Here is a 21,856-nt window from a genome sequence, read left to right as displayed (position 1 = left end):
GCGCGCGCTCAGCCGACCGTCACCATCTCGCACCCGGCACACCTCGCAGGCGGCGCCCCGCGCTACGGTCACACTGAGTCACGAAGAAGTGACAGCGCGGGGCACCGGCGCTGATCAGGCGGTGGACCGGGGTCCCGCGGCGCGGTGGAGCCGGTTGGCGATCGCCAGTCCCAGCCCTTCCTCCGCCGGCGAGGAGGCGACGATGAGGTCGCAGCCTTGCTGGTCGAGTTCGCGCAGGAACCCGTACAGCCCGCGCGCGTAGGCGCCGAGGGCCTCGGGGACCCTCACCACGGCGTGGGCCTTCACCGGGGTGTCCGCCAAGGCGGGGGGAAGGAACACGCCCACCCGGTGACCCAGCTCCTGCGCACGTTCCGCTTCGGCGACGACCGTGTCCGGCTCGACGAGGACGACCCGCGCCCGCGGGGCGTAGTGGGACGGATGCTGGCCCGGCACCCGGATCCGGCTCGTCGAAGGGACGGCGAGCGGGCGCCCCAGCACCGCCTCGAGGTCCTCGCGCGTCACCCCGCCGGGCCGAAGGATGCTGGGCGTCTCGCCCGTGGCGTCGACGATGGTCGACTCGACGCCGACCTCGCATGGGCCGCCGTCCAGCACGAAGTCGACGGCGTCGCCGAGCTCGGCGCGGACATGGTCCGCCGTGGTGGGGCTGACCGAGCCGAAACGGTTGGCGGACGGGGCCGTGACACCGCCGCCGAAGGCTGACAGCAGCGCGAGGGCGACGGGGTGGTCGGGCACGCGCACGGCCACCGTCTCCAAGCCACCGGTCGCCTCCAGGGGCACGCGGGGCCCCCGCCTCAGGACCAGCGTGAGCGGCCCCGGCCAGAAGTGTTCGGCCAGCAGGCGCGCCGTCGCGGGCACCTCCTGGACCCAGTCGTCCAGATGCTGCGCGCCGCCGATGTGGACGATCAGCGGGTGGGAGGGCGGACGTCCCTTGACCGCGAAGATGCGCGCGACGGCGGCCGGGTCCTCGGCATTGGCGCCCAGTCCGTAGACGGTTTCGGTCGGGAGGGCCACCAGCCCTCCGGCACGCAGCACATCGGCCGCCTTCTCGATATCAGTGTTTCTTGCCGTCACCCTCGCAATCCTAGGTGCGTCAGGAACCGGCCACGGCCATGATCACCGATCCCCGGCCCCGACACCGCTTCCCGGGTACAGCCTCACTTGCGGTAACCGCGCAGCAACAGCCAGGCGGTCGTGCCGATGCCCACCAGCACGACGAGGATGACGATACGGAGGCCGCCGCCCGCGAGGAGTGGAGCGGCCAGCTCGTAGGGTTGGCTCATCGCGTGCACCAAAACCTTTCAGGTCGCGGCGTCCTGCTACGCCTCGCGTGTGCCGAGAGTACGCCTGTCCGGGGTCTGCTCTGACCAGCTGCACCGAGCCTGGTCCGGGAAGGGTGGGCCGTGCCCTGTCGGAGGGGCCGGCACGGCTCCGCGGCTCCGTGGCCGGCCGAGCGGCGCGAGGCACGATGCTGTCACCGCTCGGGGGTGGATGCGCGCTGGTGACCACCGCGTGTCGAATGGCGCGGCAAAGCTTTTCCCAAGCCGACAACCTTTCGGGACGCCACAGCCACTTGAGGTGTCACTCGTCCCTGGAGGAAGGAATCCCTGGTGTCCCCTCAGTCCCATGGGCGCTCCCCCGTCACCCGCCGTGCGGTGCTGGCGGCCGGCGGCGCCCTGGTCGCGCTCGGTGGTCTGGCCTGCGTTCCTCTGTTCGCCCACGCCAGTTCCACGCACCCGGCCCGCACGCTCAGCGTCGCCGCGGACGGCGGCGCCGGCTACCGGACGCTCCAGGCGGCGATCGACGCCGCCTCGTCCGGGGACACGATCTCCGTCGCGAAGGGGGTCTACCGACAGGTCGTCACCGTGGCCCCCGCCAAGAGCGGGCTGACCATCGTGGGCGCCACCGGCAATCCGGCGGACGTCGTCATCACCTACGACAACGCGGCCGGGACGAAGAAGCCGGGCGGCGGCCAACCGGGCACCGCGGGGAGTGCCACGGCGGCCTTAGCCGCCAGAGACCTCACGGTCAAGAACGTCACCGTCGCCAACTCCTTCGGCAAGAAGGCGCATCCCGGGGCCGCCGGCCAGGCCTTCGCCGTGAACGCCGGGGGCGATCGGCAGGTCTATGAGAACGACCGCTTCCTCGGCCACCAGGACACCCTGCTGGCCTGGGAGCCCAAGGCCGGTGGGCTGACCCGGAGTACTTCCGTGACGACCGGATCGCCGGCGACACCGACTTCATCTTCGGCAACGCCGACGCCGTGTTCGACCACGACACCGTCGACGCCCTGGACAGCGGCGCCGCCGCCTCCGGCCTGAACGGCTTCATCACCGCGTCCGACACCGAGTCCTCGCAGAAGTACGGCTTTCTCATCGCCAACAGCACGGTCCGCAGCACGGCCAAGGCGAACACCTACTACCTGGGACGTCCGTGGCATCCCACCGCCACGTCGGTGGCCCAGGTCCTGTTCCGCAACACCGCGCTGCCCGCCACCGTGAAGAAGGCGAACCCGTGGACGGACATGGGCGGCTTCTCCTGGAAGTCCGCCCGGTTCGCCTCCTACGCCAACACGGGGCCGGGCGCGGCTGTCAACGCGAACACACCTCAGCTCACCGCCGCGCAGGCGGCCGAGCACACCGTACGCGCGTACCTCGCGGGCACGGACGGCTGGAACCCCACGGCCGCGCAAGCCGGCGCCGGCGTGTCGGCGAGCCCGGGCAACGCCGCCGCGGGCCTTGCCACCGGTGACAGCCGTCACGTCAGCGAGCCGCGTCTTCCGTCCACCACCTGCAAGACGGTCACCGCCCACCTCACCGCCTCCGGGCGTGCCTTCGGCGCCGCCGCGGAGAAGAACCCGCCGGACACCGCGCCCATCCAGGCCGCCCTTGACACCTGCACCCAGGGCGGCTCCGGCTCGGTGGCCGTGGAACTGAAGGCTTCGGGCGGCCACCATGACTTCCTGACCGGGCCGTTGTCAGTTCACCAGGGCGAGGTGCTGCTCGTCGGCAGCGGCGTCACCCTCTACGGCTCGCGCAACCCCGCCTCGTACCAGGTCAAGGGCAAGCCCGCCTGCGGCACTCTGTCCCCGGCCGAGGGCGGCTGCACCCCGTTGGTCTCCGTCTCCGGTGCCCACGCGGGGATCGAGGGCGTGCGCGCCGGCAACGGCAGCCAGGGCCGGATCGACGGCCGCGGCGACCAGGCCGTCCTGGGCTCCTCCACCACCTGGTGGGCGCTGGCCCGGCAGGCCCAGACGGCGGGCGAGAACCAGCAGAACCCGCGCCTGATCACCGTCAAGAACGCGGACGACTTCACCCTCTACGACATAGACCTGCTCAACTCGCCCAATTTCCACGTCACTTACCAGAACGGCACCGGATTCACCGCATGGGGAGTGCGGATCAAGACCCCGGCCGACGCGCGTAACACCGACGGCATCGAGCCCGGCGGCGCGACCGACGTCACCATCGAGGACTCCTGGATCCAGGACGGCGACGACGGCATCGCCGTCAAGGGCGGCAGCGCCGTCAGCAGCGTCACCATCGCCGACAACCACTTCTACGGCACCCACGGCATCTCCATCGGCAGCGAGACCGCCGGAGGTGTGAGCAACGTCCTGGTGGAGAACAACACCCTGGGCGGCACCGACAGTTCCGGCATCGTCAGCGGCAGCAGCAACGGGATCCGCATCAAGAGCTCCCCCAAGAGCGGCGGCAAGGTCTCCGACGTCACGTACGTCAACACCTGCGTCACCGGCGTCCGCTATCCGCTGGTCTTCGACACCCATTACGCGAACGGCAGCGGTTCCCACATCCCGTACTTCACCGGCATCACGGTGACAGGCCTGCGCGCGGTGGCGTCACCGTCCAACGCGCAGTCGGTCTTCAACGGCTACAGCACCGCCTACCCGCTGGGACTGACCCTGGAGAACGTCAGCCTCGACCGCAACACAAGCACCGGCCAGTACGCCGACATCGGCGTGTACCACAGCACCATCACCCCGTCCGGGACCGGTGTCACCGTGACCCAGGTCCAGGGCAGCGGCTCACTGCCCGCCTGCTCCTTCCCGGCCTACCCGGCGCTGTAGACGACGCATCACCCCTGAGGGCACCGCCGCATGGTGCCCTCAGCTCGTACAGGCGTCGTTCCCGGCTCCGGACGGCGGGATCCTTGCATGTTTGCGTAATGCGGCAAGTGTGTGGCGACAATAGGCCATGTCCAACACCGACACCTCCCGCCCGGGCCCCGAGCACTGGACCGAGCTCCTGCATGTCCGTCTTGAACGCATCGAGGGCCTGCTCGTTCCGGCCGATCAGGCAACCGAGTCCGAGCGTCCCGCGTGGCAGCGGCACACCCGCGGCGAGCAGCGCTGGGCGGTGATGGCGGCGCTGCTGGTCGCCGTCTCGGTGCAGTGGACGCTGCCGGCACGCCTCAGCATCCACCCGCACTGGCTGCTGCCCGCACTGGAACTGGTCATGATGGCGGCACTGTGGGCGGCCCATCCGCATCGGCGGATCGAGTACCGCGCCCGTCTGCCGCGCGCCCTGGGCCTGCTGCTGGCCGCCGCGGTCAGCCTCGCCAACGGCTGGTCGGCCGTCATTCTCGTACGAGACCTGCTGCACGGCACCGAGGGATCCAATGCCGCGGCCCTGCTGACGACGGGCGGAGGCATCTGGCTGACCAACGTCATCGCCTTCAGCCTGTGGTACTGGGAGTGGGACCGGGGCGGCCCGGTGGCCCGCGCCCTGGGCACGCACCAGCACCCGGACTTCCTCTTCCCCCAGATGCAGCAGGAGGGCATCGCGCCCGAGGACTGGGAGCCGCAGTACATGGACTACCTCTACGTCGCTCTCACCAACGCCACGGCCTTCAGCCCCACCGACACCATGCCGCTGTCCCGCTGGGCGAAGCTGCTGATGTCCACGCAGTCCACGATCTCGCTGCTGACCCTGGCGCTGATCATCTCGCGCGCGGTAGGGGTCCTGCAGTGAAACCGGCAGGATGAGAGCGCACCGAGGCTGCCACCCGGCCCGCCGACCGTGCCGGCCGTCCGCGGGCGGTCACGTGCCACTCTGGACCCGGGCGACGATCCGATCCGGGTCGAACAGGACCCATCGCGGAGCCGCCACCCCTGACAACCGCAGCCGGCAGGCGGTGACGCCGCCGGGGCCCGTCCACCATCCGGTGGCGGAGCCCGGCCACGGCCATCCGGCGCCGTCGTACACCTCGACCGGCTGATAGGTGTCCCGCACCTCGTTCTCGGGCGGCAGCGGGCACCCTTGCGCGAGTTCGTCGAGCACGCCTTCCGCGGTGGTCGTCTCCGGCATGGCCAGGCTCCTCCCCTTCACCCTTCCGACGCTTCCATCATTGCGCAAATGACAATGTTTTCGCTAACGGTGGCGGCATGAACACGCCTCGCGACGAGGGGTTCAGGAGACGGAGTCGGGTCGGTCGCGTGCGGCGGCGTATGCCCGGGCGGGCGTCATCCTGACGCCGTTGAGGGAGACGGTCTTGTACGGGCTGACCCGGGCACACGTCCTGGACTGGTCCGCCGTCTGGGCGTGGGTCACCGCGGCGTGGGTGTCGGCGGGGGCGGGCGCGGTAGGACCGGTGCCGCCGTGGTCGCTGGGGTAGCTGGTGCCGCCGGTCCAGTCACGGCCGATGAGCAGGGTCAGGCCCCCGCCGCTGCCCTGCCTGAGGTGCGACGAGGGCCGGCCGACGGCATCGGCCACCGCCTGGGCCTCGGGACCCGCGCAGGGAATGCAGTACGAGCTGGACCCGCGGCCGCGGGCTGTGGTCGGGCCAGTGGCCCGCGGCCGCGCCGCTGGACTCAGCGCACGCGGACCGTGACCACCCCGGAGGCGTGCAGGCGCACGGGGTGGTGGTCGTGCTTGCTGGTCAGGCCGTACAGCACCGCACGGAACTGCAGGTCACCGCGGTGCGCGGCCGAACCGCGCGCGGTCAGCCGGGCGTCGTGCTTGACGGGGGTGCTGCAGTTCTCCTGGTGCCACGGCTGCTTGCCGGTGCGCTCCTGAAGGCAGAGCTGGTGCAGGTAGCCGGCGTTGTCGTCGTCGCCGTGCGCCGTGATGGTGAAGGTCTTGCCAGCGTGCGCCGTCCGGGGCGCGGTGATGCCGACATCGCCCTTGGCGAACGCCGGCACGGCGGCCAGCGCCACCGAGGCCAGACCCAGCGCACCGATCACGGCCGCCCGGTTTCCGGCCGTTTTCATCCTGGTCTTCTTCGTCCTGGTCATGGACTTTTCCCTCCCGTGGATCTCCCTTGCAGGGTGAGATCCGCCCCCTTTCGCGACGGCGCCTGGTTGCGCTTCGCTGATCATTCAGATGAGCCGGTTTGACGCCAGGTTGCGCCCCCTTCGGCGGCGTTACGGATCCAGGACAAATCACGGACGCGGCAGCGTTGTGATCAACATTGGCCTGCGCGGGCGGGGAAGAGCCGGTCCGAGCTGCGGGCTCGTGGCGTCCTGCAGTTCCACTGGCGCTGCTGGGCCGAATGGCAGCCGCACGACGGGGAGTTGAACCTGACGGTCGTGGGGCGTGACGGCGTTGTCGTGGATACGCAGGGCATCAGCGCCCGGGACTTTCCGGTCCGCCGCGAGGTAGGCACTGGCTCGTGGCTGGGCAGGGCCTGTCACCACCAGGGTCTGGGGACTGAAATGCGCGCGGCCGTCCTCCGTCTGGCGTTCGCCGGACTCGGCGCACAGCACGCCGTCTCCGGGGCGTATGGCGACAATGCGGCGTCGCCGGGGGTCTCGCGCAAGCTCGGCTATCGCGAGGACGGCATCGAGCGTCATGCCGTACGCGGCGAGCCCGCCGTGCTGCGCAGGCTCCGTCTCACCGCCGAACAGTGGCGACAACACCAGTTGGTCCCGGTGCGGATGGAGGGGCTGCCGGAGTGTCTGTCGTGGTTCGGCCTGGGATGACCACCGGACCCTGTGACGCGGCCCGTGCGCACGGGTCCCACTCCATCCGCACGGCCGCTTCCCGCCACGCCTTGTGCGCTCGCCTCTAGCGGTAGTCCTCCGGGTGCCCCTGCATCCACGCATTGATCCTGTCCCGCGTTCCGGTGAGCAGCTCCTGGTGCTTCTTGAGATGCGCGAAGGAGCGGTCGCCGCCCAGTTCGGCCCGCAGTTTCCGGATCCATGCGAGGGGCTCCTGGAAGTGTCCGGGACCCTGGTGGTCTGCTCGCATCGCCTTGTCGAGACCGCTGAGTTCATCAAACAGCCGCCCCAGGAAGTACTCACAGTTCCCCGGGGTCGTGCACCCGTCGTTGTAGGTGGCCTGAAGCCTGGCGAACACATCGCGGACCTTCTCGGGGCTCGGTGCCGGTTCTGCCGTGCTCGAAGCGGGCGACGGCTCCGCCGCAGGAGCCGATGCCGTTCTGGACCAGTCGCCGCCCAGCGGAAGCAGGAGCAGCAGGCCGGCGGCGGTGAGCGCGGCGCCGATGACCGCCATCGGCCGGGCGCCGTACCTGCCCTGCTGGAGGCAGGCGGGTTGTCGTCGTCAGATGACCAGGACCCGCCGTCCGCGCGTGTGTCCTGCCTGGCTGTCGACATGCGCCGCCGCGGCCTCGGCGAGTGGGTACGACGTGTCGACCGGGATGTGGAGCTTCCCCCGCGAGATGAGGCCGACGGCTTCGGCGAGCGCATCCGACACGCTCCCGGCGGCGCCGGAGAATCGGACACCGAGTTCCGGCGCACCGAGGTCGGCGATGGATATCACCTTGTGCGGATCGCCGGTCAGCTCGACGAGTTCGCGGATCACGCCCGAGCCGGCCAGATCGAGAGCCGCGTCGACGCGGCCGAGCCGCCGTACCCGCTCGACCCAGCCCTCGCCGTATGTCGTGGCGAGGGCGCCCAGGCTGCGCAGGTAGTCCTGGTTGGCGGCCCCGGCCGTGCCGATCACCGTGATGCCGCGGTCGCGGGCGATCTGCAGCACCGCCGATCCGACTCCCCCGGAAGCACCGCTGACCAGCAGCGTCTGCCCGGGCCGCACGCCGACCTCGCGGATGATGCGTAGCGCGGTCTCCACCACGGAGGGGTAGCCGGCCGCTTCCTCGAACGTCAGACCCTCGGGCATCCGGGCCCAGGCCGACAGGACGGCGAACTCGGCGTAGGTGCTCGCTCCTTCGCCGAACACGTGGTCGCCGACCTCGACCCCTTCGACGCCCTCCCCGACCTCGTCCACCACCCCGGAGGCGTCCTGTCCGACCCCGGAGGGCAGCTCGACCGGATGGGCCCCCAGGATCTGGCCCTCCCGGATCCTCCAGTCCACGGGGTTCACGCCCGCCGCCCGCACGGCGACGCGTACCTGGCCGGGGCCCGCGTGGGGCTCCTCGGCATCGATGAGTCGCAGAACTTCCGGACCGCCGAACTCGGCGAAGCTCACTCTCTTCATGCCGCCGACCGTAACACTAACCGTTAGTGTTTAAGTACGGTTCTGTTTTTGCATCTGATAGCGTTGGCCGCATGACCGCGCCGACCGGACGCCGCGAACGCAAGAAGGCAGCGACCCGCCAGAAGATCGCCGACACCGCCCTACGGCTCTTCCTGGAGCGCGGTTACGACGCGGTGGGCATCCGGGACGTGGCCACCGAGGCCGACGTGGCCGTCACCACGGTCTTCTCCCACTTCGCCTCGAAAGAGGCCCTGGTGTTCGAGCAGGACGAGGACTTCGAGCACCGCCTCACGCGGGCCGTCACCGGCCGGGCGCCGCACGACTCGCTCATCCCCGCGCTGCGCCGCGAGGTCGAGGCCCTGGTGCGCCACTGCACGGCGGACTCCGCCGCCCCGGTCTGGCGCATGATCGACGCTTCACCCGCCCTACGGGAGTACGAGGAGTCGATGCGGCTGCGTCATGCGGAGTCGCTGGCAGCGGCCCTCGCCGCCGATCCCGGTCTGCCGCAGACGACGACGGCGTGCCGAGCCATCGCGAGGTTCGTGATCGACGCGTACGCGCTGGCGCGAGAGGCCGCCGATCCGCAGGCCGCGCTCGACGAGATCTTCCCGATGATCGAGGCGGCGTGGGCCGTCACCCGCCACCCCTCGGACTTCCCCGGTACGGCCGGAGGGTAGTGCGGGCTCGACTCCGCCCGGCGCCGGTTCACGGGTCCCGGCGGCGGAGGCCGATCAGCGGGCGACAACTTTGAACGTCCTCACCGCTGATCGCTGTATCGCTGTTCGTCAGGGCGACGGCGGAAGACCTCGCGCAGCGCCCGCATGCCGTGCGGAGGTGCCCTGTGGCGGCTCGTCGTCGACGCGCCTCGCACGGCGCTCACGCAGCGCTTCCAGTGCCACCGGTATCAGGGAGACACACACCACGACGGCCACCGCCGGGACGAGGTAGGCGTCCGGATGGCGCACCGAGTCACCCAGCCAGTAACCGCCGAGTACGAGCGACTGCGACCAGGCCAGACCCCCGGCCACCTGCCACAGGGTGAAGGTCCGCACCGGCACACCGAGGGCTCCGGCCACCGGATTGAGGACGGTACGCACGACCGGGATGAACCGCCCGAGCACCACTGCCTTGGCGTACCCGAAGCGGGCCAGCAGGAGTTCGGCACGCCGCGCTCCCGCGCGAAGGCGCTGGTTGCGGACGCCGGCGAGGGCCGCGCGGCCCGCTCGCCGTCCGGTCAGGAACCCGACCTGCGCACCGGCGACGGTGCCCAGCGCGGCGCAACCAAGGACCGGCAGCAGCGGCAGGTGGGGCCCGCTGCGCGCGGTGGAAGCACACAACATCCCGGCCGGCACGAGCAAGGTGTCGCCCGGCAGGAAGAAGCCGACCACGAGGAGCCCGGTCTCGGCGAAGGCGCAGGCCAGCACTCCGAGCGCGCCCCAAGACGACAGCAGCCAGGCAGGGTTCACCACGGCGACCGCGCGCGACCGGCGGGACACAGCGCCACCCTGGACACACGGGACATGGGCTTCGATTCCTTCCCCCGCTGCTCACCGCACCGGCGCACCCCGACCCACTTATTTCTACATCATGTAGTAGCTTACGGCATGCCGATCGGGGCGCGATCTTCACCCTTCGCCCCTCATCCCTCGCCGGCAACCCCGAGGGTTCGCATGACCGGCCGTTCACCCCCGTGCCACCCGCGCGATCTCCTCGCCGAGGGGACGATGAACGTTGCGCGTCGCCTGGATGAACACAGCCCTCGCCGCACCCTCACGTTCTACAACATGTAGTAATTTCCTGACTGGCCGGAGCCACCGCGCGCGTAGCCCGAAGCCTCACCCTGCCTGCATTCCGAGTCGAAGGTCATCCATGTCCGTCCTGACCTACCCCGAAGCCATAGGCGTCGGCCTGCTGCAAGGCGTCACCGAGCTGTTCCCCGTCTCCAGCCTCGGGCACAGCATCCTGATACCCGCACTGCTCGGCGGCCACTGGAAGCACGATCTCGACGTCTCCGCCGACGGATCCCTGTACCTCAACGAACTGGTCGGCCTCCATCTGGCCACCGCGCTCGCGCTGGTGGTCTTCTTCTGGCGCGACTGGGTCCGGGTGATCCGCGGGCTGTGGACGTCGATCGCACAGCGGCGCGTACAGACCGTGGACCAGCGGCTGGCGTGGCTCATCGTCATGGCCTGCATCCCGGTGGGCATCGCCGGCGTCGCGCTCGACAAGGTGTTCCGCACGACGCTCGGGCGCCCGGTCCCCACCGCGATCTTCCTGGCCCTCAACGGAATCGTCCTCTTCGTCACCGAGCAGCTGCGGCGTGGTGGGACCGGCCGTCGGCGGGCGGGCGACGCCGCGGCGCCGGGCGAGGAGAACCTCAGCCCCGACGAACTGTCGGACCGCCGGATCACGCAGATGACCACCCGCCAGGCCGTGACGATCGGCGCGGCCCAGATCCTGGCCCTGCTGCCCGGCATCAGCCGCTCCGGCTCCACCATCAGCGCGGGCATCTTCAAGGGCCTGAACCACGAGGACTCCGCCCGCTTCGCCTTCCTGCTCGCCACGCCGGTGATCGGCGGCGCCGCCCTGCTCAAACTGCCGCCGCTCCTCGGCGCCCAGGGCAACGGCCTGCGCGGCCCCCTGCTGGCGGGCGGCGTCGCCGCCTTCGTCGCGGCCTACCTGGCCACCCGCTTCCTGGTCAAGTACTTCGAGAACCGCACCCTGATCCCCTTCGCCGTCTACTGCACCCTGGCCGGCCTCGGCAGCCTCGCCTACTTCACCATCGGCTGACGCAGCGCATCGAGGGCGGCGCGCATGCTGCCCGCTCCTGAGTCACACGCGGGAAAGGACAGTCCTGCCCTGGCGGACCTGCGCCAGGGCGGCCCTCCGGCTCACCGGGTCCTCAGCCGCCGCACTCACCGGCCACGACCGCGTTCCCCGCGCCGCCACCAGCGGCACCCGGCCTGGGGCACCGCCGGCCCCGGCACCGCGCTCACGAGTGGTGGCGGATACGTCGGCAGCGGCCAGAGCACGCCTCACCGCCGGTCGGGCAATTCACCGTGCAACAGCTGCTCCAGCAGTCGCTCGTCCTCCGCCGACAGATCCGAGACGAATCGGGCCAGCACGGCCGCGCGGTCGCCGCCCTCATCGAGCAGTGAGTGCATACCGGCCGCCGCGTGCCCGGCCTGGTCGTCCACGGGCGCGTACACGTGGCTGCGCCCCTCGCGACGCCGGGTCACCAGCCCCTTGTCGCACAGCCGCGTCAGGATCGTCAGCAGCGTCGTGTACGCCGCGTCGGGCACCTGCTCCTGGACCACCGCCGCGGTCACCGGCCCGCCGGCCGCCCACAAGGCGGCCAGCACCTCGCCCTCCAGCTCACCCCGTGCACGCCGCGGGGCCTGCCCGCGGCCGTCCGTTCCGCCCGCCACCTGGCACCTCCCTCGCCGTCCGCCAGGCCGTCTTCGGTCTTTCAAGCTACTACGAGACGTAGAAGAACGGCCATCCTGATCACGGAAGGGCCCCGGACGGCCGCCGTCCGCGCCCCTCGGTGACGCGCCCTGCGGCGCCCGCCCGAGGAGTACGACAGGCCGTGGGCCCAGGCCGCCACTCGGCCCTCGTAACGGGACGACTCCGAAGAAGGCGGTTACGGCCGTCCGCCGGATCGACGGGGGCAGCCGCACCGCCCCGGTGTCACTTCGGCATTCAGGGAAACCCGCCCAGTACCGACCCAGTGGTCGTGGCGACATAGCAAGTACGACAGGAAGCGGCACGCCCATGGAACGTGGCAGCAATCCGATGAGCCGTCGCAAGGACGACGAGATGAAGCACGAACTGCGGGGATACCTGCAGTCACGGCAGCACACGCACGCGGAGGACGCCGTCGACCCGGAGCCGGAGGCGGACGACGACATCCCGGTGACGCCCAGTGGACCCGTCCCACCGCCCGGCCCGGAGCGGGAGCGCGCCCGGCGGGAAGCCGAGGAGCGGGAACTGCACCGGGAGATGGCCCGGCACCTGGACCGGACCGTGTTCCCCGCGGACCGGAGTTCCCTCGTCCGGGCCTTGGAGGAGCGGCAGGCGCCCGACACCCTGGTGCGGGTGGCCCGCAACCTCCCGGGCAGGGGCACGTACCACAACGCTCACGAGATCGTCGTCGCCTCCCTGCGGCAGCACTCCCCGTCCTGAGCGTGCGGATCAGACGGTGGCACGCACCGTCGTGAACCTCCCGGTCATGCGGGAGAGGAGATCTGTTCGCGCACCCATTCCGGGTCGGGATTGGTGTATGGCCGGCCCGCGACGAAGACGGTGGGCACGGTCTCGTTCCCGTCGTTCGCGGCCCTGACCGCCGCGGCCCCCGCCGGGTCACGCCAGATGTCGACCCAATGCAACTGGCGGGCGCCGCGGCCCAGCCGGATGCGCAGGCGGATGCAGTACGCGCAACCGGGTCGCCAGAAGACGACGGGCCGACCGTCAACGGCGCTGCGGCGTCGCGCCTCCAGCGCACCGATCGCCTTCGGGAACATCAGGGGCGAGTTCACGCCTGCGAGCAGCACGCACCCCAGCATGAGCCCTGTGGCGGCACCGGGGCTCCCGGCGAAGATCAGTCCCGTCGCACCGGCTGCGCCGCAGAGCACGAGCAGTATCGGCAAGGTCCACACACGCGTCATGGCGACGCAGGTTATCGGCAAGCCCGACGCAAGAGCGGCCCGAGCCCGACCCGCTCGGGCGACGCCGCGGCAGGCGCCTGGGGCCACGGCAGCGCGACCATGCTCGTCACCGGTCAGGACCGCGACCGCGGGGTGGACCACGGCCGCGACGGCACTGTCGGCGGGCTTGGGGCACGTCACCGCGCCCGACTCCGATCGTCTCCGATCGTCGCGTCCGCCGTCTGTGAGGCGGCTGCGCAGAGCAGGCACAGACCCGCACAGGGCTCCCACGGCGAGGAACGGCACGACGCCGGCGCGCACACCCAAGGCAACGGCTTCGGCCGCGCACGCCGGCACCCTCGGCGGCCTTCCCAGGGAGCGCCGGCGGACGGAGTGTCGCGAATCCTGTCCGGCACCGACGCCGACACCGACGCCGGCCTCACCGCCCGCGGAGCCCTGCGCTCCGCCACCACCGTGCCCGGCATCCGTGCCACCCGCGCCCTGTGCCGAATCTGGTGGGGCGGGGCCGAACACCGGCCCGCTCCGGCCATGCGCCGGGGAGAGGGCCTCCAGCGATGGGCACGAGCCCCGCCCTCTCCGATCGACGTGCACGCCCTTTCCTCCGCACGGACAGGCGCCCTCGCGCGGCGCGCGCCCCACGGCGGCCTTCGTACCTGGCTCCGGCCGCGTCAGCCGGTCTCTGCGGCGCGGGTGTTCCAGCGCTCCTCGACCCTGGCCAGGCGCCAGTAGGCGATGGCCACGGCCCATACGATCACGAACAGGCCGACGATGACGTAGCCGACGCTGTCCAGGTTCAGGCCGGCGATCCAGCCGGTGACGTCGTCGCTGAGGCCGAGTTTGTCGTGCAGGACACCGACCAGTTCTATCGTGCCGACGAAGAAGGCGACGGCGATGGACAGGCCCGTGATGGTGAGGTTGTAGAAGACCTTGCGGACCGGGTTCGAGAAGGCCCACTGGTAGGCGAAGTTCATGAACGTGCCGTCGAGGGTGTCGAACAGGCTCATGCCGGCGGCGAAGAGCAGCGGCAGGCACAGGATCGCGTACCAGGGGAGACCGGCGGCGGCGCCGTTCCCGGCGAGCGCGAGGAGCAGTACCTCGGTCGTGGTGTCGAAGCCGATCCCGAAGAGGAAGCCGAGCGGGAACATCTGGCCGGGGCGGCGAACGGACTTGGTGAGCCGGCCCAGCACGCGGTTCATGAAGCCGCGCGAGTCCAGGTGCGCCTCCAGCTCCGCCTCGTCGTACCGTCCGCCGCGCATGGCCCTGAAGACGCGGACGATGCCGAACAGCGCCACGAGGTTGAGGGCGGCGATGAGGTACAGGAAACCGCCGGAGACCGTGGTGCCGACGGTGCCGAGGACCTGGTGGGTCCGGGAGCCGTCGTTCATCAGGGTGCCGGCGAGCTTGGCGCCGCCGGCGACGAGCGCGGCCATGGCGACGACCACACTGGAGTGGCCGAGTGCGAACCAGAAGCCCACCGACACCGGACGCTTGCCGTCCGCCATGAGCTTGCGGGTGGTGTTGTCGATCGCGGCGATGTGGTCGGCGTCGAAAGCGTGCCGCATGCCGAGGGTGTAGGCCGTGATGCCGAGGCCGACCCCGAACGCCTTGGTGCCGACCTCGTAGTGGTGCGGGATCACCAGCAGGAAGAGGATCCCGAAGGCCACCACGTGCAGCGCCGCGATGACGGCCAGGAGTCCGGCGGTTCGCAGGGTGTCCTCGCGTCGCCAGCGCAAGGACGTGGCGGCGGCGCTTTCGGGCACGCCTCGGGACACGGTCATACGGTCACGCTCCAGCACCTCGTGGATCAGCTTCGTGATGCCGTGGCCGGTCTCCTGGCTGACGGGTCGACGCGTCCGCCCCTGCCTTCCCGGCCGCGAGGCCAGTGGCAATGCGTGGGGCGGAAACTTCCCGATCACAGTGGCGAGGGCCGCTCCGGACTGGGCCCCTGAAGGGCCGTCACCGGTCTTCCCGAACACCACGGCACGCCCACCCTAGAAGGCGGAGGCCATCAACTGCAAGGCTGCACAACTGATCAGATGTTGGTGCGGGATCGCCGGTGACTGCGATGATGGGGCCATGCATCTCGTCCCCGCGGATCGCGCCGACCGGCGCACCATCGACGGCCACCGGGTCTGCGATGCGATCGCCGCCGTCGGTGAGCCCGAGCGCGTACGCGCCTGGGCCGACCGTTTCTCCCTCCTCTCCGACCCCGGGCGGCTGTCCCTGCTGCTCGCCCTGCACGAGGCCGGCCCCATCGCCGTCTCGGACCTCGCCGTCGCCACCGGGATGCGCGACACCGCCGTCTCCCAGGCCCTGCGCCTCCTGCGCGCCGCCGGCGTCGTCGAGGGGGACAAGGACGGCAGGATCGTGCGCTACCGGCTCGTCGACAGCCCGATCTCCGACTTGCTGAAACACTGCGCGTCACACGACACGCGCACCCACGGCACGCCGCCCGCCTGAGCCCTTGGCGAGCGTCGCCGACGCCGTGGGGCGGGCGTTCGGACCGGTCAGGGCCGCCGCGTCGGCTCCGGCGGCGATTCGCTGGTCGCGTGAACGCGCGGGCCGGCTGGACGCCGTGCTGCAGGAGGCGGCGTGCAGGCTCGAGGTGGCGAGGCCGAGGGCCGCGGTGCAAGGCCTGTTGCAAAAGGCTCGCCGTCCCGCAGACGCTGTCCGGCGGGAGTTACGGCGGCTCGACCGCATGGCCGGCCGCCGATGAACGCACACTGAAGGCCGCCGAAGAGACGGCGGACCGGGACGCCACCGTCGAGATGGTGCACCGGCAGGTCGCCGGCCTCGACGCAGCACATGTCACGCGCTGCGGGCGAACCGCCGCTCCGGGGCGACCCTGCGTCGCTTGAGCAGGCCCGCCCACGCCGAACCCGCCGCGCTGAATGTGGCGCCCGTCGAGGCGCCGGCGGCGCTCGCCCGCCTGCTCGACGAACTCGTGCCGACGCGCCGCGCTCCCCCGCGCGGCAGGCCCGTGGGCGAAACCCTGTTCAGCGACGCAGGGTGGTGGCGGGGCTGGTGCCGTACGCGGCGCGGTAGAGGGCGGCGAAGCGGCCAGGGTGGCCGAAGCCCCAGCGGGCGGCGATGGCACCGACGGTGGCGCCACTGCGTGGGTCGGCCGTGACCAGGTCGCGGTGAGCGTGCGCCAGTCGGGCCCGGCGGAGATAGGCCAGCGGCGTGGTGTCGAGGTGCCGGCGGAAGGCGTACTGGAGAGCACGGATCGTGACATGAGCGGCAGCGGCGATGTCGGCGACGCTGACCGGCTGATCGGCATGGTCGTCGATGTAGGCGACGGCTCGCCTCACGGTCGCGGAATGGGCGTCCACGCGGTCCTGCGCCGTCGGGTCGGTGCGCGCGGTGCTGGGGAAGGCGGCCAGGACACTGGCGGCCAGCAACTGGCTGCCGGCCGTGACGGCAAGGGGCTGTGCCGCGATCTCCGGGACAGCGAGCACATGATCACGCAGATAGACGATCGTGCTCTTCAATCTCTCGGCGGCGGCCTGCGACCGGGGCCGGTGCCCGGTCAGCCGTACCGGCTCGTGCAGGGGTTCACCGCTGCCGGCGGCGACCTGGTTCAGTACGTCGGGGTCAAGCATCGTGATGTTGTAACGGGCGCCGCAGATGCGTCCCGCGTACGGCAGATCAGGCGGCGCGAACAGCACGGCGTCTCCGGGGCCGAAGGAGTCCCGGACTCCGTGGAAGACGTGGTCCTGCACGGTGCCCTCGTGGACGACGCAGAGACAGATCCTGCCCAGTGGTGTGACGGAGTACGACATCTCGAAGTTCAGGGCGAGTTCGTCCGCGCTGAACGACGGGGCGGCCACCCGGCGCACTCGTGCGGTGCCGGCGTCGGGCGTCGCGCTCCCGATGCGCATCCTCGCGTAGGCGCGGCAGAGGAACTCCTCCGTCGCACCGAGATCGTCGCTTTCGAACAACAGCGAGTCCATGACTCCATCCTGGCAGGCAGCTTCTTCCGGAACGAGGTGGCCCTCTCCCCACGGCGTTCCGCGGACGCACGGCATTTCGTTTTGTGGACAACCGCGACCCCGGACTGTTCGCCGCCCGCACCCTTGGCGGCGGCAGGTCACGGGCAGCAGCACCACAGACCGGCACGGTTGCCAGACCAGGAGCCCTCCTCACGATGCCAGAGCAGACCGCAAACCCCGACCGGATCGCGACCCTCCAGGAGGAGGTCGCCCAGCTCCGGCACGCCGTCACCGCGCACGCGGTCATCGACCAGGCCATGGGGGTCGTGATCGCCTACGCACGCGTGCGCCCCGAGACAGCCTGGGAGATCCTCAAAGACGTCTCGCAGCACACCAACACCAAGCTGCGGGAGATCGCGGAGCACATCAGGCAGTGGCCGCACCGCGGATGGCTTCCGGAGGAACTGCGAGGCGCCCTGCAAGCCGCGGTACGGCGGAGGACGGCGACACGAGCGCCGCAGAACGAGGCCTGACACCGCCGCACGCGCGGCGCGGTGGCCCGCTGTCCGGCACCGACATCGGCCGGGCGCTGCCGCCCGCCCGCGCACTGCCTTATCCGACGCTCCCGTCCGGCGCGCCCCGCCGGACGGGGGTGTCGGCGTCGCACCGCTCACCGCGGCCGACAGGCGGGTCCCCCGTTCCCTGCCCGCCCGTGCGCTCCGGATCTGCCCCCACTCCATCGCGGTGCAGCGAGCCGTCAGCTGGGCTCTGGTTGCCGTGAGCGCCGGCTGGGCGGTACTCCGCCGGGTCCGTCGACCCGCTGTCGCGGTGTCGAGCAGCTCTTCGCCGACGGGATCGGCGTCGGTCCGTCAGGCACGGTGGCGGATGTGCCGGGCCCCGCCGATGCCCGGGCGAGGTGGGAATGTGCGACCTCCAGGGCTCGGCTGATCTCGCGGGTGCCGGTCGACACGCACAGGGTGTAGGCGAGGTCCCGCAGACGCGGGCTCGGTACGGCGGCTCGAGCGCGTGTCTCCTCGGCGAGGAGTGTCTCGTACTCCGTTACCAGCCGGCGCAGGGCGGCGGGAAGCGGCATCAGCATGCGGCGGTGCTCCTTGCTGCGGGCGGACGGTGTCACGACGCCAGGCGGCGGCCGGGCCGCTCGGCCAGGGCTTCTTCGCGGACGCGGGCGCAGCTGCGGCTGATCAGCCGGGAGACGTGCATCTGGGAGATGCCGAGCCGGTCGGCGATGCGGCTCTGCGTCACGTCCTCGAAGAACCGCATGTACAGGATGGCCCGCTCGCGCTCGGGCAGCCGGCGCAGCCCCGCCTTGGCTGCCTCGCGGTCCACTACCACGTCGTACGAGGAGTCGCTGGCTCCGAGGGTGTCGGCGAGGCTGTAGCCCTCGTCGCCGGTGGACACTTCGGCGTCGAGGGAGAGGGTGCTGAAGCTCCCCAGCGCTTCCAGGCCCGCGTTCACCTCCTCCTCGCTGAGGTCGGTGTGCGCGGCGATGGCAGCGACGGTGGGTTCGGCACCGCCGGGCCGCTGGGCGAGCTCCCGGCGCGCCACCCGCACCCGGTTGCGCAGTTCCTGCACCCGGCGCGGCACCCGCAGGGCCCACATCCGGTCCCGGAAGTGCCGCCTGACCTCGCCGGTGATGGTCGGCACGGCGTAACTCTCGAAAGCCCCCCGGGACGGGTCGAACCGGTCCACGGCCTTCACCAGCCCGAGAGCGGCCACCTGACGCAGGTCCTCCATGGACTCGCCCCGGTCACGGAAACGGCGGGCGATCCGGTGGGCCATGGGCAGCCAGGCGGCGACGAGTTCGTCGCGCACGGCGTCCCGCTCGGGGCCGTCGTCCAGTTCCACGAGCCGGGCGAACAGTTCAGCGGTGTCGGGGGCGTCGTCATGGCTCCGTGGAGTGGCGGGCGGGGCGGTGGCGGCCCCGGTCTCCGGTGTGCCGGTACGGTCTGTCAACGTGTCGGTCAGCATGCGGACTCGCTCCTGAACGGTCTCAGGGCGGCCCCGAAGACAGCGCTCCAGGGACCCACCCGAACAGTTCTGTCAGGTCTGCCACAGGGAAACCGCCGAGGCTGCCGGTCGAAGCCGACGGCCGGGGCTCCCCCGCTTGGCGTGCGCCTCCGGTCCGAAGCACCAAGGCCCGTCTGCCCGGGGCTCTCACATGCAAACCAGGCGTCCGCGATGACCGCGCCGCCGAAGGACTCGGGCTGCTCCTGAGGCACGCCCCGGCCGATGTCTGGCAGCTGTCGCGCCGCTGGGTGAAGACCGCACGCCCGCTTCCAGCCGACGGCACCAGGCCCTGGGCAGGGGCCGGGGTCTTGTCCGGCCGGCATGCCCGACCAGTCCCGGCCGGCCGTCGTCTCCCCAGCACCGCGGCGATGTCCTCGACACCGGCGGTGGAGAGGTGGGGGCGAGGTACGGGTGCGGCGCGCGTCGGCGAGTCCGGCCGCGAGCGCTCGGCATGGCCGACGCCGGGCCCGCAGCTTTCGGCCGGTGATTCCCGTGGGGAGAGGGCCCCTTCGGCGTCGGCGGCCCGGCGGCAGGCGCGGGCGAGACAGCGCTGCCGCGGGACGACGAGGACGCGGATGGCCGCTGGAAGGAGACGTGAGCGGCCGTGATCCGCTCTGGTCCGGCGGCAGCCGTCTCGGACACGATCCAGCCGCTGATGGCGACGAGCCGGCCATCAGCGGCTGGACGCCGGAGCCCGACTGGCTGAGAAGTGGGGGTGGGAGAGGTCGGCGGTGGGAACGGTGCGGCCCGCGCCCCCGCTCGTGCTTCCACGCCCGGGCGGATCCGCCGTCAGTAGCGGATGACCCTGGGCCGTTCGGCGGGCGCGTGCGACGGGCGGGCGAAGGCGCCGCCCGGCGTCATCGAGAAGGAGCCGCCCGACAGCGGCCCCGGCGCGTAGCCGCCGCTCGTGAACGACTGCGGATTCGTCGCGTCGAACGACTGGCCGTCCACCGTCACACCGGAGAAGTCCAGTTCACTGAAGGACGGATAGCTCTGGGTGGGGGACTCTATGACCGCTTCGGCGCTGGCGTTGTTCGCGCCGAGGTTCTGATCGACGTGTTCGGTCCAGCCCTGGGTGTTGTCGGTGAGTGTCAGTGTGTAGCTGCCGCCGCCGTTGGAGACCACCGAGGCGGTGATGCTGTCGCCTTCGGAGACCGGGTCGCCCCAGTACACCGGGGCGGCGGGATACATCTCGTACCAGGCGGACAGGACGGGCGACCCGCTGGAGCAGTCGGTCTGCACACCCGTCTGCTCCACCGTCTGCGAACCGTAGCCGTCCAGGCCGACCCAGGGAGCGAACAGGTCGTTACTGCTGTTGCAGGTGACGTGCGGTTCCGTCCAGGAGCCGGAGACGGCGCCGAAGCTTCCGGTGGCGACGTATCCGCCCCAGTTGCTGTCCTGGAATCCCTGCCTGTGCGGGCCGAAGCCCACGGTGGCGGCGGCCGCCGACGTTCCGGCGCACGCCGGGGCGAGAGCGCCGGCGATGAGGAGCAGACCCGCGGCTGCCGCTCGGCCGTTGAGACGATTGCGTCTGTTTCCTGTGTTCGTGCCCATGTACCGGTCTCCTGTGGGGGTGGAGTCGATGTCCGGTGGCCGGTCAGACCGGGGTTCATCGTGGGTGTGGCCTGTATGGACCTCAAGAGTCCGGCGGCAACCGGAACCCGCCATGGCGGGAACATGACACAATTGCCGGGTGGCGGGTACCGGCTCATCGCCGACTCCTCGGGCTACGCCCGCCCGGGACCGAAGGGCGGTCAGGTTGTTCCCAGCCGGTTTCGACACGGCGTCAGGCGGAGCCCAGCCGTCGGCGCCCCTGCGCGCCGCCTCGGGCGAGTTGCTCGAAGGTCTCGGCATCCCCGAAGCGGAACAGAACGCCTATCTGCGCGTCCTCGCCTGCGCGCACTGTACGGCGGCCGGCCTGGCCACGGAGTTGGGTGTCACGGCCGACCACGCCGAGCGGCTGCTGGCCGCGCTCGCACGGCAGGGTCTGGTCGCCCGCCACGACGGCGCACCGGTCCGCTGGTCGGCCGCAGCGCCCGATGTCGCCGTGGAGGCGCTGCTGCTGCGCCGGGAGGAGGAACTGCTGCGCACCCGTGGCCGGTTGGGCGAGTTGATGCGGGTCTACCGGCGGGCGCAACGACCCCAGGCGGCCGATCTGATGGAGGTGATCACCGGGCAGGCCGCGATCGCCGAGCGCTGGCGGCAGATGCAGGACGGCGCTCGGCGGCATCTCCTGCTGTTCGACAAGCCACCGCACATCGCGCCCACCGACACCGAACTCGAGCGCTCCCTGCTGGGCCGCGGGGTGCGCATCCGCGCGGTGTACGAGGCCGGTTCGGTCAGCGCACGTGGCCGACTGGCCGAGATCCGCGAGGTGGTCGCGGCCGGTGAGGAGGCGAGGCTACTGCCCGAACTCCCCTGCAAACTGGCCATGGTGGACGACCGGTGGGCGATGCTGCCGGTGGCCACCGGCTCCGAGTTGCAGGCCGCGGTACTGGTCCGCGCCCCTTCCCTCCTGGACGCGCTCACCGGGATGTTCGAGGCGTACTGGCACCGGGCGGTACGAGTGCCGGACGCGGGCGGTCCGGTACTCGGCCCGGGCAGCCGCCGGGGAGAGCTGCTGACGCTGCTGTCGGCCGGGTTCACCGATGACAGCATCGCTCGCCAGCTGGGCGTCTCACCGCGTACCGTCCAGCGGTGGGTGCACGAGGTGATGGACGACCTCGGCGCGCGGACCCGCTTCCAGGCGGGAATCCAGGCGGCCCGGACCGGCCTGCTCTAGCGGCGTGCCTGGAGG

The 21,856-nt window shown here is 71.3% G+C and carries 25 protein-coding genes and 1 riboswitch; of the genes, 10 read left to right on the top strand and 15 right to left on the bottom strand.

Annotated features, from left to right (window positions below):
- Positions 1 to 114: 114 nt before the first annotated feature.
- Together ACZ60X_RS09950 and ACZ60X_RS09945 are read right to left on the bottom strand one after the other, a co-directional pair.
- A complete protein-coding gene (locus tag ACZ60X_RS09950; RefSeq protein WP_469595663.1) occupies positions 115 to 1,092 on the bottom strand; it encodes an L-threonylcarbamoyladenylate synthase in 978 nt (325 codons plus the stop codon).
- An 83-nt stretch (positions 1,093 to 1,175) separates the two neighbouring features.
- The gene (locus ACZ60X_RS09945) at positions 1,176 to 1,301 is read right to left on the bottom strand and encodes a hypothetical protein (protein ID WP_469595660.1); all 126 of its coding nucleotides are present in this window, start codon (positions 1,299 to 1,301) and stop codon (positions 1,176 to 1,178) included.
- Positions 1,302 to 1,628: 327 nt separating this feature from the next.
- Between ACZ60X_RS09945 and ACZ60X_RS09940 the strand changes: the two genes are divergently transcribed.
- The 3 genes from ACZ60X_RS09940 (at position 1,629) to ACZ60X_RS09930 (ending at position 5,009) form a co-directional block, all read left to right on the top strand.
- Positions 1,629 to 2,339: a pectinesterase family protein gene (locus ACZ60X_RS09940; protein ID WP_469595656.1), complete on the top strand. Its 711-nt coding sequence runs from the start codon at positions 1,629 to 1,631 to the stop codon at positions 2,337 to 2,339.
- The gene (locus tag ACZ60X_RS09935) at positions 2,240 to 4,105 is read left to right on the top strand and encodes a pectinesterase family protein (RefSeq protein ID WP_469595995.1); all 1,866 of its coding nucleotides are present in this window, start codon (positions 2,240 to 2,242) and stop codon (positions 4,103 to 4,105) included. Before ACZ60X_RS09940 ends, ACZ60X_RS09935 begins: the two co-directional genes overlap by 100 nt.
- Positions 4,106 to 4,232: 127 nt before the next feature.
- Positions 4,233 to 5,009, top strand: coding sequence for a hypothetical protein (locus tag ACZ60X_RS09930; RefSeq protein ID WP_469595653.1), 777 nt, complete (start codon positions 4,233 to 4,235; stop codon positions 5,007 to 5,009).
- Between the two features lie 69 nt (positions 5,010 to 5,078).
- Here the strand turns inward: ACZ60X_RS09930 and ACZ60X_RS09925 are convergent, their stop codons facing one another.
- From ACZ60X_RS09925 to ACZ60X_RS09915, 3 genes are all read right to left on the bottom strand, one after another.
- The gene (locus tag ACZ60X_RS09925) at positions 5,079 to 5,345 is read right to left on the bottom strand and encodes a hypothetical protein (RefSeq protein WP_469595651.1); all 267 of its coding nucleotides are present in this window, start codon (positions 5,343 to 5,345) and stop codon (positions 5,079 to 5,081) included.
- Between the two features lie 102 nt (positions 5,346 to 5,447).
- Positions 5,448 to 5,750 (bottom strand): hypothetical protein, encoded by a 303-nt coding sequence (locus tag ACZ60X_RS09920; RefSeq protein WP_469595649.1) that lies wholly within the window; start codon positions 5,748 to 5,750, stop codon positions 5,448 to 5,450.
- A 98-nt stretch (positions 5,751 to 5,848) separates the two neighbouring features.
- Entirely contained in the window at positions 5,849 to 6,271 is a 423-nt protein-coding gene (locus tag ACZ60X_RS09915; protein WP_469595647.1) for a hypothetical protein, read from the bottom strand.
- A gap of 135 nt (positions 6,272 to 6,406) precedes the next feature.
- Between ACZ60X_RS09915 and ACZ60X_RS09910 the strand changes: the two genes are divergently transcribed.
- Positions 6,407 to 6,958, top strand: a complete 552-nt coding sequence (locus ACZ60X_RS09910; RefSeq protein WP_469595992.1) for a GNAT family N-acetyltransferase — start codon at positions 6,407 to 6,409, stop codon at positions 6,956 to 6,958.
- An 85-nt stretch (positions 6,959 to 7,043) separates the two neighbouring features.
- On the opposite strand, the gene ACZ60X_RS09905 is transcribed toward ACZ60X_RS09910, so the two are convergent.
- Both ACZ60X_RS09905 and ACZ60X_RS09900 read right to left on the bottom strand, forming a co-directional pair.
- On the bottom strand, positions 7,044 to 7,490 hold the full coding sequence (locus ACZ60X_RS09905; RefSeq protein ID WP_469595645.1) for a hypothetical protein: 447 nt from the start codon (positions 7,488 to 7,490) through the stop codon (positions 7,044 to 7,046).
- Positions 7,491 to 7,538: 48 nt separating this feature from the next.
- The gene (locus ACZ60X_RS09900) at positions 7,539 to 8,432 is read right to left on the bottom strand and encodes an NADP-dependent oxidoreductase (RefSeq protein WP_469595643.1); all 894 of its coding nucleotides are present in this window, start codon (positions 8,430 to 8,432) and stop codon (positions 7,539 to 7,541) included.
- Positions 8,433 to 8,503: 71 nt separating this feature from the next.
- Here ACZ60X_RS09900 and ACZ60X_RS09895 point away from each other — a divergent pair, with 71 nt between their 5' ends.
- Complete coding sequence (locus ACZ60X_RS09895; RefSeq protein WP_469595641.1) at positions 8,504 to 9,109, top strand: TetR/AcrR family transcriptional regulator; 606 nt, start codon at positions 8,504 to 8,506, stop codon at positions 9,107 to 9,109.
- Positions 9,110 to 9,217: 108 nt separating this feature from the next.
- Here ACZ60X_RS09895 and ACZ60X_RS09890 read toward each other — a convergent pair whose 3' ends face one another.
- Positions 9,218 to 9,928, bottom strand: coding sequence for a DedA family protein (locus ACZ60X_RS09890; RefSeq protein WP_469595638.1), 711 nt, complete (start codon positions 9,926 to 9,928; stop codon positions 9,218 to 9,220).
- Between the two features lie 373 nt (positions 9,929 to 10,301).
- Between ACZ60X_RS09890 and ACZ60X_RS09885 the strand changes: the two genes are divergently transcribed.
- On the top strand, positions 10,302 to 11,222 hold the full coding sequence (locus tag ACZ60X_RS09885) for an undecaprenyl-diphosphate phosphatase (RefSeq protein WP_469595636.1): 921 nt from the start codon (positions 10,302 to 10,304) through the stop codon (positions 11,220 to 11,222).
- A 245-nt stretch (positions 11,223 to 11,467) separates the two neighbouring features.
- On the opposite strand, the gene ACZ60X_RS09880 is transcribed toward ACZ60X_RS09885, so the two are convergent.
- Entirely contained in the window at positions 11,468 to 11,860 is a 393-nt protein-coding gene (locus tag ACZ60X_RS09880) for a BlaI/MecI/CopY family transcriptional regulator (protein WP_469595633.1), read from the bottom strand.
- Between the two features lie 346 nt (positions 11,861 to 12,206).
- Between ACZ60X_RS09880 and ACZ60X_RS09875 the strand changes: the two genes are divergently transcribed.
- Positions 12,207 to 12,617: a DUF2795 domain-containing protein gene (locus ACZ60X_RS09875; protein WP_469595629.1), complete on the top strand. Its 411-nt coding sequence runs from the start codon at positions 12,207 to 12,209 to the stop codon at positions 12,615 to 12,617.
- A 44-nt stretch (positions 12,618 to 12,661) separates the two neighbouring features.
- Here ACZ60X_RS09875 and ACZ60X_RS09870 read toward each other — a convergent pair whose 3' ends face one another.
- Both ACZ60X_RS09870 and nicT read right to left on the bottom strand, forming a co-directional pair.
- A complete protein-coding gene (locus ACZ60X_RS09870; protein ID WP_469595627.1) occupies positions 12,662 to 13,099 on the bottom strand; it encodes a glutaredoxin domain-containing protein in 438 nt (145 codons plus the stop codon).
- A gap of 668 nt (positions 13,100 to 13,767) precedes the next feature.
- On the bottom strand, positions 13,768 to 14,877 hold the full coding sequence (gene nicT, locus ACZ60X_RS09865) for a Nickel transporter NicT (RefSeq protein WP_469595625.1): 1,110 nt from the start codon (positions 14,875 to 14,877) through the stop codon (positions 13,768 to 13,770).
- A gap of 27 nt (positions 14,878 to 14,904) precedes the next feature.
- Positions 14,905 to 15,094: riboswitch (cobalamin riboswitch) on the bottom strand.
- A gap of 81 nt (positions 15,095 to 15,175) precedes the next feature.
- On the opposite strand from nicT, the gene ACZ60X_RS09860 reads away from it, so the two are divergent.
- Complete coding sequence (locus ACZ60X_RS09860) at positions 15,176 to 15,559, top strand: ArsR/SmtB family transcription factor (RefSeq protein ID WP_469595623.1); 384 nt, start codon at positions 15,176 to 15,178, stop codon at positions 15,557 to 15,559.
- A gap of 536 nt (positions 15,560 to 16,095) precedes the next feature.
- On the opposite strand, the gene ACZ60X_RS09855 is transcribed toward ACZ60X_RS09860, so the two are convergent.
- A complete protein-coding gene (locus ACZ60X_RS09855) occupies positions 16,096 to 17,052 on the bottom strand; it encodes an AraC family transcriptional regulator (protein ID WP_469595619.1) in 957 nt (318 codons plus the stop codon).
- 194 nt (positions 17,053 to 17,246) lie between these two features.
- On the opposite strand from ACZ60X_RS09855, the gene ACZ60X_RS09850 reads away from it, so the two are divergent.
- Positions 17,247 to 17,564, top strand: coding sequence for an ANTAR domain-containing protein (locus tag ACZ60X_RS09850; RefSeq protein WP_469595616.1), 318 nt, complete (start codon positions 17,247 to 17,249; stop codon positions 17,562 to 17,564).
- A gap of 224 nt (positions 17,565 to 17,788) precedes the next feature.
- Here the strand turns inward: ACZ60X_RS09850 and ACZ60X_RS09845 are convergent, their stop codons facing one another.
- The 3 genes from ACZ60X_RS09845 to ACZ60X_RS09835 all read right to left on the bottom strand — a co-directional run bounded on the left by ACZ60X_RS09845 (position 17,789) and on the right by ACZ60X_RS09835 (position 20,613).
- Positions 17,789 to 18,130, bottom strand: coding sequence for a DUF5133 domain-containing protein (locus tag ACZ60X_RS09845; RefSeq protein ID WP_469595613.1), 342 nt, complete (start codon positions 18,128 to 18,130; stop codon positions 17,789 to 17,791).
- 32 nt (positions 18,131 to 18,162) lie between these two features.
- The gene (locus ACZ60X_RS09840) at positions 18,163 to 19,020 is read right to left on the bottom strand and encodes a SigB/SigF/SigG family RNA polymerase sigma factor (protein WP_469595609.1); all 858 of its coding nucleotides are present in this window, start codon (positions 19,018 to 19,020) and stop codon (positions 18,163 to 18,165) included.
- 828 nt (positions 19,021 to 19,848) lie between these two features.
- Complete coding sequence (locus ACZ60X_RS09835) at positions 19,849 to 20,613, bottom strand: G1 family glutamic endopeptidase (protein WP_469595606.1); 765 nt, start codon at positions 20,611 to 20,613, stop codon at positions 19,849 to 19,851.
- Positions 20,614 to 20,818: 205 nt separating this feature from the next.
- Between ACZ60X_RS09835 and ACZ60X_RS09830 the strand changes: the two genes are divergently transcribed.
- A complete protein-coding gene (locus tag ACZ60X_RS09830; RefSeq protein WP_469595603.1) occupies positions 20,819 to 21,841 on the top strand; it encodes a helix-turn-helix domain-containing protein in 1,023 nt (340 codons plus the stop codon).
- Positions 21,842 to 21,856 lie beyond the last annotated feature (15 nt).

Source organism: Streptomyces sp. NPDC104106, assembly GCF_055584345.1.
This window is presented reverse-complemented; position numbering and strand designations above follow the sequence as displayed.

What these genes read in the sequence shown, in the direction of transcription:
- ACZ60X_RS09925 (WP_469595651.1), bottom strand. Translation starts at nt 5,345, where the DNA reads ATGCCGGAGACGACCACCGCGGAAGGCGTGCTCGACGAACTCGCGCAA.
- ACZ60X_RS09895 (WP_469595641.1), top strand. Translation starts at nt 8,504, where the DNA reads ATGACCGCGCCGACCGGACGCCGCGAACGCAAGAAGGCAGCGACCCGC.
- ACZ60X_RS09930 (WP_469595653.1), top strand. Translation starts at nt 4,233, where the DNA reads ATGTCCAACACCGACACCTCCCGCCCGGGCCCCGAGCACTGGACCGAG.
- ACZ60X_RS09840 (WP_469595609.1), bottom strand. Translation starts at nt 19,020, where the DNA reads ATGCTGACCGACACGTTGACAGACCGTACCGGCACACCGGAGACCGGG.
- ACZ60X_RS09855 (WP_469595619.1), bottom strand. Translation starts at nt 17,052, where the DNA reads ATGGACTCGCTGTTGTTCGAAAGCGACGATCTCGGTGCGACGGAGGAG.
- ACZ60X_RS09835 (WP_469595606.1), bottom strand. Translation starts at nt 20,613, where the DNA reads ATGGGCACGAACACAGGAAACAGACGCAATCGTCTCAACGGCCGAGCG.
- ACZ60X_RS09900 (WP_469595643.1), bottom strand. Translation starts at nt 8,432, where the DNA reads ATGAAGAGAGTGAGCTTCGCCGAGTTCGGCGGTCCGGAAGTTCTGCGA.
- ACZ60X_RS09905 (WP_469595645.1), bottom strand. Translation starts at nt 7,490, where the DNA reads ATGGCGGTCATCGGCGCCGCGCTCACCGCCGCCGGCCTGCTGCTCCTG.
- ACZ60X_RS09850 (WP_469595616.1), top strand. Translation starts at nt 17,247, where the DNA reads ATGCCAGAGCAGACCGCAAACCCCGACCGGATCGCGACCCTCCAGGAG.
- ACZ60X_RS09885 (WP_469595636.1), top strand. Translation starts at nt 10,302, where the DNA reads ATGTCCGTCCTGACCTACCCCGAAGCCATAGGCGTCGGCCTGCTGCAA.
- ACZ60X_RS09945 (WP_469595660.1), bottom strand. Translation starts at nt 1,301, where the DNA reads ATGAGCCAACCCTACGAGCTGGCCGCTCCACTCCTCGCGGGCGGCGGC.
- ACZ60X_RS09845 (WP_469595613.1), bottom strand. Translation starts at nt 18,130, where the DNA reads ATGCTGATGCCGCTTCCCGCCGCCCTGCGCCGGCTGGTAACGGAGTAC.
- ACZ60X_RS09870 (WP_469595627.1), bottom strand. Translation starts at nt 13,099, where the DNA reads ATGACGCGTGTGTGGACCTTGCCGATACTGCTCGTGCTCTGCGGCGCA.
- ACZ60X_RS09860 (WP_469595623.1), top strand. Translation starts at nt 15,176, where the DNA reads ATGCATCTCGTCCCCGCGGATCGCGCCGACCGGCGCACCATCGACGGC.
- ACZ60X_RS09915 (WP_469595647.1), bottom strand. Translation starts at nt 6,271, where the DNA reads ATGACCAGGACGAAGAAGACCAGGATGAAAACGGCCGGAAACCGGGCG.
- nicT (WP_469595625.1), bottom strand. Translation starts at nt 14,877, where the DNA reads ATGACCGTGTCCCGAGGCGTGCCCGAAAGCGCCGCCGCCACGTCCTTG.
- ACZ60X_RS09875 (WP_469595629.1), top strand. Translation starts at nt 12,207, where the DNA reads ATGGAACGTGGCAGCAATCCGATGAGCCGTCGCAAGGACGACGAGATG.